Source organism: Sulfolobus islandicus Y.N.15.51 (assembly GCF_000022485.1).
Classification (GTDB): domain Archaea; phylum Thermoproteota; class Thermoprotei_A; order Sulfolobales; family Sulfolobaceae; genus Saccharolobus; species Saccharolobus islandicus.
In genome coordinates this window covers 1,000,398-1,016,425 of sequence record NC_012623.1, presented here as the reverse complement: position 1 = coordinate 1,016,425, position 16,028 = coordinate 1,000,398, and the positions used below count along the sequence as shown (strand labels likewise).

General features: G+C 34.9%; 17 protein-coding genes. 4 read left to right on the top strand and 13 right to left on the bottom strand.

Going from position 1 to position 16,028, the window contains the following annotated elements; all coding sequences use genetic code 11:
• Window positions 1–14: 14 nt before the first annotated feature.
• Window positions 15–995: an aldo/keto reductase gene (locus YN1551_RS05535; RefSeq protein ID WP_012716357.1), complete on the bottom strand. Its 981-nt coding sequence runs from the start codon at window positions 993–995 to the stop codon at window positions 15–17.
• A 48-nt stretch (window positions 996–1,043) separates the two neighbouring features.
• Here YN1551_RS05535 and YN1551_RS05530 point away from each other — a divergent pair, with 48 nt between their 5' ends.
• Window positions 1,044–1,379: a hypothetical protein gene (locus YN1551_RS05530; RefSeq protein WP_012711657.1), complete on the top strand. Its 336-nt coding sequence runs from the start codon at window positions 1,044–1,046 to the stop codon at window positions 1,377–1,379.
• Here the strand turns inward: YN1551_RS05530 and YN1551_RS05525 are convergent.
• Genes YN1551_RS05525 through YN1551_RS05505 form a run of 5 tightly spaced genes read right to left on the bottom strand, consistent with a single transcriptional unit; the run spans window position 1,362 to window position 4,494 of the window.
• Entirely contained in the window at window positions 1,362–2,342 is a 981-nt protein-coding gene (locus tag YN1551_RS05525) for a V0D/AC39 family V-type ATPase subunit (protein WP_012717348.1), read from the bottom strand. The two genes, YN1551_RS05530 and YN1551_RS05525, sit on opposite strands and share 18 nt — an antisense overlap.
• A complete protein-coding gene (locus YN1551_RS05520; RefSeq protein WP_012711659.1) occupies window positions 2,339–2,671 on the bottom strand; it encodes a hypothetical protein in 333 nt (110 codons plus the stop codon). Before YN1551_RS05520 ends, YN1551_RS05525 begins: the two co-directional genes overlap by 4 nt.
• A gap of 24 nt (window positions 2,672–2,695) precedes the next feature.
• Window positions 2,696–3,517, bottom strand: coding sequence for a tRNA (adenine-N1)-methyltransferase (locus YN1551_RS05515; RefSeq protein ID WP_012711660.1), 822 nt, complete (start codon window positions 3,515–3,517; stop codon window positions 2,696–2,698).
• Between the two features lie 49 nt (window positions 3,518–3,566).
• Entirely contained in the window at window positions 3,567–3,719 is a 153-nt protein-coding gene (locus tag YN1551_RS05510; RefSeq protein ID WP_012711661.1) for a ribbon-helix-helix domain-containing protein, read from the bottom strand.
• 43 nt (window positions 3,720–3,762) lie between these two features.
• Window positions 3,763–4,494 carry a TrmB family transcriptional regulator gene (locus YN1551_RS05505; RefSeq protein ID WP_012716358.1) on the bottom strand — a complete coding sequence of 244 codons (732 nt, stop codon included), beginning with the start codon at window positions 4,492–4,494 and terminating at the stop codon, window positions 3,763–3,765.
• Between the two features lie 48 nt (window positions 4,495–4,542).
• Here YN1551_RS05505 and YN1551_RS05500 point away from each other — a divergent pair, with 48 nt between their 5' ends.
• Window positions 4,543–4,875 (top strand): 30S ribosomal protein S25e, encoded by a 333-nt coding sequence (locus YN1551_RS05500; RefSeq protein WP_012711663.1) that lies wholly within the window; start codon window positions 4,543–4,545, stop codon window positions 4,873–4,875.
• 3 nt (window positions 4,876–4,878) lie between these two features.
• Here the strand turns inward: YN1551_RS05500 and YN1551_RS05495 are convergent, their stop codons facing one another.
• Together YN1551_RS05495 and rgy are read right to left on the bottom strand one after the other, a co-directional pair.
• On the bottom strand, window positions 4,879–5,748 hold the full coding sequence (locus tag YN1551_RS05495; RefSeq protein WP_012711664.1) for a carbon-nitrogen hydrolase family protein: 870 nt from the start codon (window positions 5,746–5,748) through the stop codon (window positions 4,879–4,881).
• Window positions 5,749–5,765: 17 nt separating this feature from the next.
• Window positions 5,766–9,485 carry a reverse gyrase gene (gene rgy / locus YN1551_RS05490; protein ID WP_012717347.1) on the bottom strand — a complete coding sequence of 1,240 codons (3,720 nt, stop codon included), beginning with the start codon at window positions 9,483–9,485 and terminating at the stop codon, window positions 5,766–5,768.
• Between the two features lie 23 nt (window positions 9,486–9,508).
• Between rgy and YN1551_RS05485 the strand changes: the two genes are divergently transcribed.
• On the top strand, window positions 9,509–11,788 hold the full coding sequence (locus YN1551_RS05485) for a CDC48 family AAA ATPase (RefSeq protein ID WP_012717346.1): 2,280 nt from the start codon (window positions 9,509–9,511) through the stop codon (window positions 11,786–11,788).
• Window positions 11,785–13,029: a 2,3-bisphosphoglycerate-independent phosphoglycerate mutase gene (locus YN1551_RS05480; protein WP_012717345.1), complete on the top strand. Its 1,245-nt coding sequence runs from the start codon at window positions 11,785–11,787 to the stop codon at window positions 13,027–13,029. The genes YN1551_RS05485 and YN1551_RS05480 overlap by 4 nt, the downstream gene beginning before the upstream one ends.
• 84 nt (window positions 13,030–13,113) lie before the next feature.
• On the opposite strand, the gene YN1551_RS05475 is transcribed toward YN1551_RS05480, so the two are convergent.
• The 5 genes from YN1551_RS05475 to YN1551_RS05455 are packed head-to-tail and all read right to left on the bottom strand — an operon-like array spanning window position 13,114 to window position 16,024.
• Window positions 13,114–13,650: a GTP-dependent dephospho-CoA kinase family protein gene (locus tag YN1551_RS05475; RefSeq protein WP_012713909.1), complete on the bottom strand. Its 537-nt coding sequence runs from the start codon at window positions 13,648–13,650 to the stop codon at window positions 13,114–13,116.
• Complete coding sequence (spt4, locus tag YN1551_RS05470) at window positions 13,623–13,823, bottom strand: transcription elongation factor subunit Spt4 (protein ID WP_012711669.1); 201 nt, start codon at window positions 13,821–13,823, stop codon at window positions 13,623–13,625. The genes YN1551_RS05475 and spt4 overlap by 28 nt, the downstream gene beginning before the upstream one ends.
• 6 nt (window positions 13,824–13,829) lie before the next feature.
• Window positions 13,830–14,372: a DNA-directed RNA polymerase gene (locus YN1551_RS05465; protein WP_012711670.1), complete on the bottom strand. Its 543-nt coding sequence runs from the start codon at window positions 14,370–14,372 to the stop codon at window positions 13,830–13,832.
• 3 nt (window positions 14,373–14,375) lie between these two features.
• Window positions 14,376–14,798, bottom strand: a complete 423-nt coding sequence (locus tag YN1551_RS05460; protein ID WP_012713910.1) for a PIN domain-containing protein — start codon at window positions 14,796–14,798, stop codon at window positions 14,376–14,378.
• Window positions 14,777–16,024, bottom strand: coding sequence for a translation initiation factor IF-2 subunit gamma (locus YN1551_RS05455; protein ID WP_048052297.1), 1,248 nt, complete (start codon window positions 16,022–16,024; stop codon window positions 14,777–14,779). The genes YN1551_RS05460 and YN1551_RS05455 overlap by 22 nt, the downstream gene beginning before the upstream one ends.
• Window positions 16,025–16,028 lie beyond the last annotated feature (4 nt).

Here is a 16,028-nt window from a genome sequence, read left to right as displayed (position 1 = left end):
GTTCTTGAAATAAACTATTTATACCTTAAAGTTTCTTTTATACTATCCTCATTTAGGTCTTCATAGTATTTCTTGTAATAGTCTTCAATGTATTTTAAATCATCTTCAGTAAGACTTGGTAAATTTTCCACTTTTACATATTCCTCCAATTCGTTTATCGAAGTTATATTAGGAACCACTGTGGACACATTCTTATTGGATAGAATAAATTTTAGAGCCAATTCAGATAATTTCATTCCTTTAGAATTCGCAAACTCCTTTAGTTTTAAGCTTTTCTTAATTCCTTCATTTAGCCATTTGCTATCCTTTAACGATCTATGCAGTTTAGGATCAGAAATCAATGGCCATTTATCTTCAATTAAAACATCAGAAGCATGAGGTACCCTTATTACATGTCCTATTTTCTCGTACTTCAAGAACTTATTCCCTGGCCTTTGCTCAATAATATTATATATGTACTCTAAGCTTTCGTATCCCATATTTATGGCCTCAATTCCCTCCTCTTCCCAACCTAATGTGGGACCTAAAGCAGCACCATACATTCTTATTATCCCATCTTTCTTTAACGATCTAAGAAAAGATAGGATCTCTGGATTTTTAATTACATTAATCTTAGGATTGTGAATCATCAGTATGTCAATATAGTCTGTTCTTAATCTTTCTAGGGACCTCTTTAGAGCAAATTCAAGATAGGGTATATCAAATCTTTGTCTTATTTTACCTCCCTCTTTATGATAAAAATCGTACCCTATCTTAGTTAGTATCACTATATTGTCTCTCTTAGTCTCTAAAACTTTTGCAATAATTTCCTCACCCTTACCCTCTCCGTAAGTATCTGCAGTATCGTAAAAGTTAATTCCAAGTTCATACGCTTTTCGTAATATATCCTCTGCCTTATTTGTATCCGCGCCCCACCAATCAGTAACTAAGCTCCATACTCCAATCCCTATTTCAGATGTTGTAATGTTAGTATCACCTATGCGTCTGTAGAGCATGTAATATCAACCATTATTATCATTGCATTTTAAATAATAAAAATAAACATGATAGTGATGCGAGTTAAGGTAAACGAAAAACAATTCGACATGATTATTGATAAACTTAAACTAATGGTCTACGAGTATAACACAAAGATAAAGGAATACGGCGTCTACCTAAAACCTTATCATATTGTTTATAAAAATAGTAAGAGATATATCTATATTGGAAAATATTGGTACAAATTAGAGAAAATTGGGGGGAAATTAAAATGGATATATCTTGGCAAAACCAAGCCTATACAGAATATGCCAAATCCTCCGCAGATACCGGAATCGACTATAATAAAAGAAGACAATGAATACATAGTAGACGAGAAAATATTATATGATCTCGAATGATAACATCTTCTTAATCTCCTCTTCCTTTAATCTCAAGCTTTTTGCATTAGCTATGCTTACTATATCCTCTGTATCGAGACGTATCAGTTCTGCTAATGCCAATGCCAATGCGGGATTAAATGGAGAACTCATGAATACTAGCTCTGAGCTCTTCCTAGCATTAACCCTAGCCATTCTATACAAACTAGCTAGTGCCTCGTAAGTATTATTTACGTTAAGCATCTTTGAGTACTGAGTTCGTCTTAAAATGTCAAGTATTTCAGTATTACTTGTAGAAGAAGAGAGATCTTTAAGTATCTCAGTACCGATTTTACAAACAGTATTCTCTACTGTTTTGTGTTTGATTGCCAATGATATTGAGTAGTAATCCTTATAATAGCATATTATGTTTTCGGCAAGACTTTTCCAATCACCCTTAAAACCTTCTATGATCTCTGATAGTTTCTTTATGAAATAGATATCAAGTAACGATAGAAGATAGGATATATTTTTACCTTGCCCATCCTTGATAGCATATGAAAGAGCGTTGGCATATATATTTCCCTTAAAACTGTTAGTTAATTCCTCAATTGAAGATGGTATTTGATCGAAGTATTTTTTGAAAAATCTTATTTTATTACTATCCCCATTTCCAATACCATTAACTATACTAACTATTATATTTTTCAATTCATCTAAAGATAGCATGTAAATATATAGGTCAACTATATTATACGTCACTCTAAATATTGAAAAATAATTTCTTATCTTTTCTAATAGTGTAAGAGATCTAGACTTAAGCATGAATTCAAAATCCTCTATACTAGCTGGTTGTTCCTCAATCATTCCCCTTTCTTTAAGTAGTGAGGCAACATTATTCCAACTTTCGCTACTTATTAATTCGTTAACTAAACCTTTTGTTAATAATGAGACCTTTTGCGTTCTAGAGATCGAATGTATAAAAGAGTAAATCGCATAACTCATTTAAAGACACCTAATAGTTGCCTTATAACCTCGTTTACAACTTTATCAACATTCTTCTCAGCTTCCTTCCTTATCTCATCCAATTGTTTTTCTCGCTCAGAGACGTATTTATTTCTTATTTCGTCTAATTGCCTTTTTTTCTCTTCATTTAATAATTTTTGAACCTCATCCAGCGATTTCTCAGCAGTTGCCCTTAATTCGGAAAGATAAGAGTCTGAAAGGGTGATTAATCTTTTACTGTCATCTGCTATCTCTCTTTTTATTCTCTTTATTTCATCCTCAAACTCTATTATTGCCTTAGAGTACGCGTTAAACTTAACTTCACTCATCAAATATACTCCGCTAACAGTACCTTATATTGATTTTCTTCCCCTAATAATAAAACCCGTATGCATAATACCTATATTTCTAGGCCTTACAGCGTTCTCCTTAACTTGATACTCTCTCAAAATAAGTTCTTCCACATGAATATCTATAATTCCAGAATTCTTCATTGCGAAAAATGTTTTCTCTATTTGATTTACCGTAGGAACGAATACAATTATTGTAGATGAAGGTTTAAGAGGTTCATAAAGCTTTGGTATGGCATTCCATGGATCGGGCATATCTAAAAAAATTGCATCTGCCTCCTTCTCATCTATACCTTCCCTTATGTCCTTCAATTTGAATACTATCTTATCTTGAACACCTAACACATTTGCATTAAATTTAGCTACTTTTTGCATATCTTCTCTTACATCATAAGTATAGATTTTAGCGTTCTCACTTAAACTTAAGGCTAATGAAATTGTTAGAAATCCAGATCCAGTTCCAGCTTCAATCACTGTCTTTACTTGATTTAGTGAAAGGGTAGTTAAGATGTATCCTATATCTTTAGGATACAGAACTTGCGAAGGCCTCTTTAGTCCTTTGGAGTAGAGATCTTGTATAGTAGGTTTTAGTAAATAAGCTTTAGCGCCAGTTTGCAAGGTTAGTGAGGAACCATACTCAAGACCTATTAAATTATCGTAAAATATTACTCCTTTGTCAGTATCAAGCCTTTTACCTCTTTCCAGTTTGGAAATATACGCTCTTTTTGGATCTATCCAAATTACTACTGGATCTCCCTCATTTAATGGCATCATATAATAGGAAAAATAGTGAGTTAAGTATCTTTCTACTTGGCAAAAAAGCATCAGCTTTGGTGTCTTATATCACTTTATCAAAAATACCAGCCTTCATCATCTACTCTTCTGTAGTTACCCATAGTTCTTTCCGTATAAAATCACCTATTGCTGCTCTTATGACTTCACTTCTAGAACCATATCTACCTGTATTAACTAATTCATCTATTGCTTCCAAAAACTGCTCTGGTAGTTTTACCGTTATTATTTTCATAGAAACTCAGATAGCATAGTTAATTTTATAACATTTATAAGAGTTAGCCCGGTAATGTAGACCATAAATGATTAAAATATACCGTGCCAATGTCTATAAGATATTTGTGATTTGAAAATAGCCCCGTCAATACATCATTATTCTTTATGATTAGGAGAATAGAGTCAGAAGTAATTATACCACTGCCGAATAAAGATTGAGCTCTCTTAACTTGAGCTGAGGGAATGTCAGGTAAACTAACGCTTTTATCCACTATTATTTTAGTTTCTGCCTTAAGAGAGTTGGCCTTTAATATATCTACAATATCACTTCTTACAAACTCTTGATAGGATACTGCAACCAGATATGTCTTGCTGTAATCCTTCAGTAGCCTTAACGCACTATCCATTATGTTATCTCTTGGTATAACAACTATGTTATATGCCATATTAGAGGAAAAAATACTGGATATCGGCTCAATGAATTGTTTTTCAAATTCATCTAGTTTCTCTTGGAAAGTAATTTTAATCTTATTCCAAACGTCTCTTAAAGGAATTGCCTCATAAACAGCAGGTCTTTTATCTATCTTTATAACCCACCCTCTACCTTCAAGTTTAGATAAAATATTATATACTTTAGTGTATGGTAAGCTTAACTTATTTGAGACCTCTCTTGCAGTTGCTCTTCCATATATTAAGAGATATGAATATACCTTTAATTCCGATTTTGATATTCCAAAAACTGAAGCAAACTTCGATACTCTGCTAATGGTCTCTTCTAATAATTCAGATGACATCTATAATTTATTAGGCAGAATTGGAATTTAAAACATAGTGAGTAAGAGATGGGTGGAGCTTCAAAGAAGCCTATTTCAACAATGGAAAAGAGATTAAAGAAAGAGGCTGAAAAGCAACAAAAGGCGGAGGAGAAGAAGAAAGGTCCATCAAAAACTGGAAAAGAGATAATTAGTAGGGCAGTAACTATAGATGAAGAAACTAAGAAGAGAGTTCTAGACGAAATAAAGAAAGAGAGTATTATAACCCCGTATGCCTTAGCTACAAAATCGGGAATAAGCATAAGTGTAGCTAGAAAAATACTAAAGGAATTAGAAAATCAGAATGTAGTTAAGTTATATTCTAAGAATAGAAGATTGGAAATATATATTGCTGCGTCTTAAAATCTATTCCTCTTCTACTGTAGAAGCAGATCTCTTCTTCACCTCACCCTTAATCTTTTTTACACCTTTACAAAGACCATTTATAATTGGTTCTAAATAAGTTAATGATGTCTGTTTTGACGATGATGTTAAGATTGAGCTTTCAACGAACAATATACTGTCATCTTCCTCAGCTTCCTTACTTATCAAATTATCTGGAGAGGTAATGAAAGTCGGTGAGTAGCCTATAATTTCTCCCTCTTCATCCTCTATACTTTCCCCTACTATCAAATAAGGTATTCCGTTCTCTATAGTCCTAGCAATTGCAAGATGTTTTATAACTTGCTGCTCTTTTCCCAAGGCTTTCATAGTACCTATAACAATTTCTGAGCCTCCCATAGCTAAAAGCCTACTGATCTCCGGCGAGAAAATATCGTCCTCAGCGATAATGCCATATCTCCTATCAAGAACTACATTAACTGGTTCTTTCCCTGCTGATATTCCTAGCCTTATATCCTTATCAGACAGCACGGTTTTCCTATATTTCCCTATAATCTCCCCTTGTGGTGATATTATGAGTGAAGTCAAGAATATTTTAGGACCAGCTTGTTCTAAAATAGGCCCAACTATTACATGAACTTCCCCATCCATAGCGAGGTTTATTAGAGTATCAGTATTATTACCGGGAATTTTCTCTGCGAGATTTTTAATGAAACTCCTTAGCTTCTTGTCATTATCGTATATTTCAAACATATTTCCAGAAGGGAACAGCGATGGCAGTATAACTAATTTTGCACCTTTATCTTTAGCTTGCCTTATTAGTTTTTTGGCTTTCTCTAGATTGTGTTTCCTTGATAATTCTTTAAGCCTTAAATGAACTAAAGCTATAAGCATAAACTTTTTCACCAACCTTAACTAATTGTTTGTATTTCATTATATAATTCTTTTAAGAGTACTAAATAATCAACTTTACCCTCCTCTACCTCGTTCATCTTTTCGAGTAATTTCACAGTTCGTTTTTCAGATACTACTTGTTTATATTTTTCCATAAGATATTCTTTAACTGCCATACCTAATTTGGTTGGTATTATTTTCTTCAAATTTTTAGACTCTATAATGTATCTCCTTTTCTTTAATGTAGAGATTATGACTGCATACGTACTCGGTCTTCCGATCTGTTTACTTTTCATCTCGCTTATCAACTCTCCTTCAGTATATAATTGCACATCACTCTTATTTAACGTACTTGTTACTTTACCAATAAGTTCTTTTCCCTTCATTTTTTCGTCTATAGGTTGATAAGGCTTAAATGTAGTATAAATAGCCTCTTGTAATACTTGTCTAAACTCATCTCCTTCTTTTAACCTATACCCAATAACAAACTCCTTCTTACCCTCATCTAAGTCCAATTCAGTATTATCATCAGTATACGCCTTTATCTTAACTATTTGTTTAGTTACTATTAATGGTGGTAGTTGACTAGTAATGAACCTCCTAAATATTAAATTATATACTCGAAAGTGATTGAAGGTTAATTGTTTGGAAAGTTCCAAATCCCCTTGCTCTATGGACGCCTTTAGCATGGTTTCATCTAGGGGTTTAGTAGGCCTTATAGCTTCATGTGCGCCTCCTTCTCCCCAAGATCTTGGTCTAAATACCTTGGAAATGTCAACTTGTTTAGACTTAAGATAACTTTCTGCTACACTTATACCAACGTTAGATATCCTGGTACTGTCTGTTCTATGATAGGTTATCAAACCCAATTCGAAAAGATCTTGAGCTATTCTCATGGTCTCCGATGCAGGAATTCTTAAAAGATTGGCAGCGTCAGTTAGTAATGTATCTGTAGTATATGGTGGTAAGGGACCAAAATCTTCTTCTTTTGTATTTATATCTACTATTTGTATAAATAGCTGAGTTTTTTTAGATAAGCCATTCTTCTTTGAAGCCAATATGCTAAAGGGAAAGACTGATTTATCTTGAGACTCTATAATAAGGTACTTTTTCTTATTTTCGTTATATTTTTGGTATCTATTGACTATCCAATCTAATACTGGAGTTTGAACTCTACCTGCACTCAGATTACGATTTTCTTTACACTCCGTATTTTCCTTAGATATGGATTTACAGTGTTGTTCCCAAAACTCCGTTTGAAGTTTCCGTGATAGTTTAAACCCAATCCACCTATCCTCAATCCTTCTGACAATTTGCGATTTAACTAAATTATCGTTAAATTCTCTAGGATTCTTTATTGCATTAAGTATTGCTCTTCTAGTTACCTCGTGAAATTCAGCTCTCTTTATATTACTATTAAATGGTCGAATAGCCAAATATATATCCCAAGAAATTTTTTCTCCTTCAGTATCAGGGTCGGTACCTATAAGAACCTCATCAGCTTCAAGAGCCAATTTCCTCAGTATATCTACAACCTCTGTCTTATCAGCAACTATTTTGGACCCACAAATAGGACATTTATTCTCACTTAGATCCTTTACTATCTGATGACCTTTTTCACATTTCTTTATGGTAGAATAAATTGGAACAAATTTGTTATCTTTTACTAGAACTCCATATACATAATTGCCATCGTATCTTTCATTGTCATCTTCAGTTATTAGATCATAAATATGCCCACCACTAGCAGCCACAATTAGGATCCTATCTCCAAGTACTGTCTCATAAACTCTGAGCTTACCATACGATCTTGTAGATGGTCTTGAAAAGAAGTTTGAAATAGTTTTAGCCTTGTTAGGAGATTCAACTATAAATAAAGTAGTCTTAACGTTAATAGCGGACGATTCTACTCTTCCCTCTTTCTTCATTTTACTCAAATTCTCTCTTTCTTCAGTTATTTTAGTTACAATATCACTTAAACTAACTTGTCCAAGTCTATCTGCATCTATATCTAGGGGATACCATTTTACTTCATCTAAGATTAAATTTAGTTTTTTGTTAAGTAATTCAAATAATCTAAGATTATCTATTAATAATACTGAAAGACCAGTAGTTAAATTAGCGCCGTAAAGTCTAGATGTTCTGCCACTAGCCTGAATATAGGTTAAATAGTCTGGCATTAGAATATAATCCCCTTCTATTACCAAATCCCCAACAGCTGATATTTTTTTCAAAAACTCAGTATCTTTTAGATATTCATTAACTAAACTATACGCCTCCTTTAGCCTCTCATCATCTATCTTTCCTTCTCTTATATCCTTGGCTAACATTGCTAAAGCTGCAGGGCTTATTCTTCTTAATCTCTTACGAATATAACTAAGTAAGCCCCTTATCTTGTCATCGTTCTTCACTAAGTATACTAAGTTTAGTAGTCTAGTTAACGCCAATGGATGCATATATTCGCCAATTTTGAATTTAAATTTTGGTATACCTACAAAGATTGAATATTTTACTCTCCAAGGTAAATCTATTCCTCTAACTAAAACTCCGTAATGAGTTGCCACACCGACTAGAGATCCCACCTCACCTCTCTCAAATTTCTCCAATTTGGAAATAGAAGACGATGCAACTGATTCTGCATTTATCCCATGGTCTCTCAAATTTGAAGCTAAATACTCGGCATATTGAACACCTTTATCTATAGGCACAAAAATCAAAGTACCGTCATTAAGCCTTTTAAGAACTCTAATAACAGTACCGAGTGTGCATTCGTCAACATCTCGCTCTTTACAAGTTTGAGTCAGATCAATATAAGAGTCATAAATATTCCTTAGGTATATTACGGAACTCCCGGGTCTAAAGCCCATAAGTGATGAGAGTGTTGGATTTCCCCTACTAATAGTTGCAGAGGAGAAAATTACTATTTTGTCCTTTAGTTTATTTTCTCTAATTTCTTGGATTTTTCCGAACTTCTCTTCATCACCTATATTTTCTCTAAGTAATTTCATAGTTGTTTGAATATCCTCATCAGTAAACCCTACCAGCCGAAGTATTGCCTTGGCACTTTTCCCAGATTTTAACGCAACGTCTACATCATCCACGAAAATAAAGTCAAACTTTACATTCGACAATTCAGATAGATTCTGAATAACATATCTACTAGTAGAAACAAATATGTCAAAATCCCCACTTTTAAGTTGTTCTAATACGTTCTCAGTCTGAGTAGAAGATTGTTTATTATAAAGTATTCTAGGTGAATATGAGTATGATTCAGAAAATTTTGCCAGTTTATCTACCGTTTGTGATATTAAAGTCCTAGTTGGGAAAATAATGATTGATTTCCTATTACGAGTAGCATTGTATAGGGACATTATTAAGCCAAATGTCGTCTTACCTAGACCGGGAGGTGCTATTATTGCAAAACTTTCTCCCCTTAAGAACCTTATTATCCATGACCTTTGAGGACCTATAGGTTTCGAACTATTTAGTAATTTACTGAATATTTCTTCAACTTCCTTGTATTCTTCCAATATATTATATAATTGGTTAAGATTTTTCAAAGTATTGTTTTCAGAAAGAATATTAATCAGATCAGATAAATTGTTAAACTCTTTATCCTCCTTTAAGCACGATTCGCATGCAGAACCGTTAAATAGCCTCTGAGATGATACATTTCCTCCACAATTGGGACATGATCTAGTATATATTGAGGGAGGGACTTTGTCTATGCTTGTCAATTTCTCAATCTCGTATAGTCTTAATGAGAAAGACTTATTTTAAACGTTTCGGAAAGATGATTAATATGTCCCAACAATTAAAATTGAGAGTGGTAGAAGCTAGGCAAAGAGATGTTGGTAGGAAGGTCGCCAGAATAACTGATTACACTATGAGTAGGTTAGGAATAGAGAACGGTGATTATGTAGAGATTACTGGGCCTTCAGGATCTTCATTGGCACAAGCGTTAATAGGAGATGGAATAGCGGACAGTGAGATAAGAATAGATGGTTACATTAGAAAATCCATAGGAGTGGGTATTGGAGATGAAGTTACGGTAAAGAAAGCACAAGTGCAAGATGCTAGCAAGGTAGTTTTAGCTCCAACACAACCTATTTCCTTTAGCCAAAGTTTTGTAGAATATGTTAAAGACTGGTTAATGGATAAACCTCTAAGCAGAGGAGAAACAATTTCTGTTCCTACTTACGTTGGATCCATAGACTTCGTTGTAGTTTCAACACAGCCTTCACAATCTGTAAGAGTTACAGGTAGAACTTCCTTAGAGATAAGACAAGAACCAGTAAAGGAAACTGCAGTAGTACCTAAGGTGACTTGGGAAGATATTGGCGACCTTGAAGACGTAAAGGAGAAAATAAGAGAAATAGTAGAACTTCCAATGAGACATCCGGAAGTTTTCCAGCATCTAGGAATAGAACCACCTAAGGGTGTATTACTATATGGACCACCAGGAGTTGGAAAAACCTTATTGGCTAGGGCACTTGCTAATGAAATAGGTGCGTACTTCACTTCAATCAATGGACCAGAAATAATGAGTAAATTCTACGGTGAAAGTGAACAGAGACTAAGGGAAATCTTTGAGGAGGCGGAAAAGAACGCGCCAGCTATAATTTTCATCGATGAAATAGATGCGATAGCACCAAAGAGGGAAGAAGTTACCGGAGAAGTAGAGAAAAGAGTGGTATCGCAATTGTTGACTCTAATGGATGGAATTAAAGGAAGAGGAAAAGTAATAGTCATAGGAGCAACTAATAGACCAGATGCTGTAGATCCGGCATTAAGAAGACCAGGTAGATTTGATAGGGAAATAGAGATTAGACCGCCTGACGCTAAGGCTAGAAAAGAGATTCTACAAGTACATACTAGAAATATGCCTCTAGCTGAGGATGTGGATTTAGATAAAATCTCCGAACAGACTCACGGCTATACTGGAGCTGATCTAGCAGCTCTAGCTAGAGAAGCAGCAATGAATGCCTTAAGAAGGTTTATTAATGAACGCAAAATTAATCTAGAACAAGAACAAATACCAGTCGATGTCTTAAAGGAATTGAAAGTAACTATGCAAGATTTCATTGACGCCATGAAGTTCATCCAACCAACACTCCTTAGAGAAGTATATGTGGAAGTGCCAAAAGTTAAATGGGAGGATATTGGAGGATTGGAAGAAGCTAAACAGCAATTAAGAGAAGCTGTTGAGTGGCCATTAAAATTCCCAGAAATGTTCGAAAAGCTTGGTATTAGACCACCTAAGGGTATATTATTATTTGGTCCACCAGGAACTGGAAAGACGATGCTTGCAAAGGCTGTTGCAACTGAAAGCGGAGCAAACTTCATAGCAGTGAGAGGACCAGAAATATTATCCAAATGGGTAGGTGAAAGTGAAAAAGCAGTTAGGGAAATATTTAGGAGGGCAAGGCAAACGGCTCCTTGTGTAATATTCTTTGATGAAATAGATTCGATTGCGCCCATGAGAGGCTTTACACACGATTCCGGTGTAACAGAAAGAATAGTAAATCAGTTACTATCAGAAATGGATGGAATCCAATCGCTAAATAGAGTTGTAGTTATAGCTGCAACTAATAGACCAGATATTCTAGATCCAGCTCTGTTAAGACCAGGTCGATTTGATAGATTAATATATGTCCCCCCACCTGACGAAAAGGCTAGAATAGAGATACTCAAAATTTATACTAAAACACTACCCATAGATTCCAGTGTGAACCTAGAGGAGTTGGCCAAAAAACTTGAGGGATATACTGGAGCTGATATAGAGGCTTTAGCTAGGGAAACCACAATGAAAGTATTAAGACAAAAGTATTATGAGTGTTTAAATAAAGCCAAAAAGGAGTGTAAAGACCAAGAGTGTAGTGATAAGACCATAAAGAATTGTATGAGCAATCTGGAAATAAAAATCACTATGCAAGATTTCCTAGATACCATGAAGGTTGTAACGCCTAGTCTGACTAAAGCTGATATTATGAGATATGAAAACATGGTAAAGGAAATAAAGAGATCGGTGATTGGTTGAAGCAATACAAAATTCTTTTAATAATTGCAGATGGTTTAGGAGACAGACCAGTATCTAAATTAAATGGATTAACCCCATTAGAAGCTGCCAATAAACCAGCCATAAGTGATTTACTTAAAAACTCAATGATTGGTTTGATGGATCCAATATCCCCTGGCGTAATCCCGGGGAGTGATACTTCACATCTATCAATATTTGGGCTAGATCCACACGTTTATTATAGAGGAAGAGGGGCTTTCGAGGCATTGGGGGCTGGAGCCACACTCAAACATGGAGATGTTGCGTTTAGAGGAAATTTCGCTACAGTGAACAATGATCTAGTAGTAGTTGATAGAAGAGCAGGAAGGAAGCTTGAAGAGGGAGAGGAGTTAGTAAAGGAATTAAATGAAAAAATTAAAGAGATAAACGACGTAAAAATTAGATTTTATAAAGGAACAGAACATAGAGTAGCGGTAGTATTATCCGGGAAAGGAATAAGTGATAAGGTTAGTGACACTGATCCTCATTACGAAGGCTTAAAAGTTCTAGAAAGTAAACCATTGGAAGATTCTACTGAAGCTCTGAGAACCGCTGAGATAATCAACATACTTACGCGGAAAGTTTTCGATGTCTTAAACTCCTCAGAAGTAAATAAGAGAAGAATAGAACAAGGAGAGAAGCCGGCTAATATAGTATTGTTAAGAGGAGCTGCGCATTATATTAAGTTGCCATCATTTTCAAGCTATACTAAGCTTAAAGCTGCTGCTGTTTCAGCTACAGCACTTATAAAAGGGATATGTAGAGAACTTGGTATGAACGTTGTAACACCAGTAGGCGCCACTGGAGGTATAGATACTGATTATAATGCTAAAGCTAAAGCGGCAATAGAACTATTAAAGGAGAATGATTTCGTTTTTCTACATATTAAGGCTACTGACGCTGCATCACATGATGGGCTAGTAGAAGAAAAAGTAAAGGCGATTGAGAGGATAGATAAAGTGGTAGGAACTATTGTGGACAATGTTGGAAGAGATAATCTAATATTGATGTTTACTGGAGATCATGCGACCCCAGTGGAGGTTAAAGAACATTCAGGAGATCCAGTTCCAATACTTCTCTACGTGCCTTATCCAATTATTAATGATAATGCCAGAGATTTTAACGAGAAGGAGGCTAGAAAGGGAAGTCTAAGAATAAGAGGATTGGACGTAACAAATATATTGCTAAACTACTCTAATAGAGCAGAAAAATATGGTGCGTGATGACGCTCGGAAGGACGGATTTAAAAATGAAGATCCTGCGCAGGGCTGATTAAAGTAGAATTTGCTCTCCAATATGAAAGAGAGTTAACATTCTTTAACTACGGCTTTTTCTAATATGTCTCTTACTCTCCACCTTATCATCTCGTTTACTATAATTACAACCGCTCCCGCATTAGGTTGCCCATAAATAACTATATCACCATTATCTGCACTCAATGTGACCGGAATAACAAGTAAGTCCTCTTCTCCATTTACAAAAACTACTCCACCATCCCTATCTTTTAGGATGTTCTCCATAATTTCAAATATTTCAAATCGAATTTTCCCCGCCTCATTGGTTACCCTATATTCCTTATTCTTTACAATAGTCCTTTGTGGTATAGATCTCTTGGTTTTTCCATCTATAACTTCTAAGAAGGGGATTATACCATTTTCTTCTAATACTCTGCTTACGTAATCCCCTACAGTTATAACCTTGAAACCTTGTTGTATCGATTTAGATACAAAATCTAAAAAGAGTTTGTTATTTGTAAAAAGAATACCATATGGTCTAGAAAGTTCTTTCCTTAAATTATCAAAAGCAAAACATAGGTTTACTTTATTATTATCGCGTATTTCCATGGTTTTGGGGCCTCAGTTATTTTAGCTACTTCAGACTCTGAATCAATGATAATAATCATACCATCCCACTCTTCTGTAAAACTACTGCTGCCACATACTGGACATGTTTCCTTGTCAGTCTCTACTAATGCCTTACAGTTTTTACATGCTTTAAAAACTGATTTCTTAGCCATTCACACTCACTTCTTAGCTTGTGTTATCCACTCTAACTTGCCCAAGTAGGGTTGTCTCATAGTTAAAGCGATTCTAGGCAATCTACCTGTTACCGTAGACGCTACGCTTATCACTCTTGCTCTTACTTTGTCACCCTTTTGTATTACTTTCTTAGATTTCTCACCGAATATTATACCTCTTACATTGTCATATTTTAGTGTATCATCTGTTATTTGGGAAATGTGAACGAGGCCATCCATCGGTCCTAAGTTAACGAACACACCATAGTTATCAACTTGTAAAACCTCACCCTCAACTACTTCTTGTACAACTGGTACATAGGTTATCATATCAAACTCGACCTCATGATAAGTAGCACCATCACCAAATACTAATATCCCTTCCTCACTGGTTTTCACATTTAATATAGCTAAAACTAGACCTAAATCCTTAAGGATCTTTTCTTGATATTGTTGTCTTAGTTCATTTAAAGCGATCTCATTTAATGGTTTACCAAACTCATTGGGTGGGATCCTCACAATGCTACGTGCTTTAATAAGTTTATACATACGTTAGATAGGATATAAGGATTTTATAATTTTACTCCTATTTTGAAGAAATAAAACTCCTATCCCCTTTTTAATTGCATTATTTTTTAATTGCTTATCATTAGTAAATATAAACATGTTATATCTAAGAGCAGTCCTTATCAACGCCTCATCTGTAGGTAAATCGTCATAATCATTTATTAAATTCCATGAGTTTTTATATACTTCCAAATATTTCCTGGCTATTCTGATTCTGGATGTAATAATAAATCTTTCTTTATTCTTTTCAAATAAAATATCTAACTCTTTTAATACTGCGGAATGAATAAAAAAGGCCGGTTTATAATCTAGAAATTCCAATACCTTATTAAATGGATCTAAACCATCGTATACATATAATAAAATATTAGTATCAATCAGTACTTTTAGATCTCTATTAACCCCCATCCTATCATTCTCCACCTACCAGCTATTTGTCTACTTATAACAGTTCTAATATTGTTAGACCATACTGCCACGGGTCTTCTTAACTCCACTTCAATCTCATCCTTCTTTACAGAAGTAACTATCCCTAAAGTCGTAGAGGAACCTACAGATAACATCAATGTTTCCTTAGCTCTTATGGCATCTACCTTTAACATCTCCTTAGCTCCAACTACACGTTCCAAGAGATTATATTTTATTCTGATATTCCATAAAACTGGAACCTTAGCATCAGCCAAGGTTACAATACTTCCAAGCAAATTATCAGCCTTAGTCAATGAGGGATCCAAATATGTACCTATTGCTACTAAACCTCCTGGTTTAGCCTCCTTAAATTCCTCATCTCCAAATCTTATGGATGAAATCTTTGTGAAAATAGGTTCATAAGACACTTTACCTTGTTTTTCTACTCTTAAACCAGGTAATACTTTTATTTCTTGATCAACCTTAAATAAGCCTTGTACAATGCTACCACCTATCACGCCACCCTTCAGCTCATTAAATTGGGTACCGGGCTTATTAACGTCAAAACTCCTTATTACAAGCATAACAGGTTGTTGTGAGAAATCCCTATAAGGAGTCTTTATATACTCCTCTATGCCTTCTATTAGAGTATCTATATTAATCTTATGAAGCGCGCTTACTGGAATTATAGGTGCATTTTCGGCCCAAGTTCCCTTTGTAAACTGCTTTATTTGCTTATACTGCGACAATGCTTCCTCTTTGGAGACTACGTCGACCTTATTTTGAACTATAATTAGATTTTTCACTCGTATTATACCTAGTGCTACGAAATGTTCTCTAGTTTGGGGCTGGGGAAAAGGTTCATTTGCAGCAACAACAAGAATTGCACCATCCATTAACGCTGCTCCAGATAGCATTGTAGCCATTAGAACCTCATGGCCAGGGGCATCAATAAAGGAAACTCTTCTCAAGAACCTGGGCTCCTCATCCGATCCACAAGATTTACATGAGGGTTCGGTTACATATGCATCTGGTTTTTTACAACTCTCACAAATGCCTATATTAGTCTCCGCGTAACCTAATTTTATCGTCATACCTCTTTTTAGTTCTTCAGAATGTTTTGAAGTCCAAATTCCCGTTATAGCTTGAACTAGTGTTGTCTTACCGTGATCTACATGTCCAACTACACCTATATTAACTTCTGGTTGAGCTTTAGGCCATGCCAAAAAC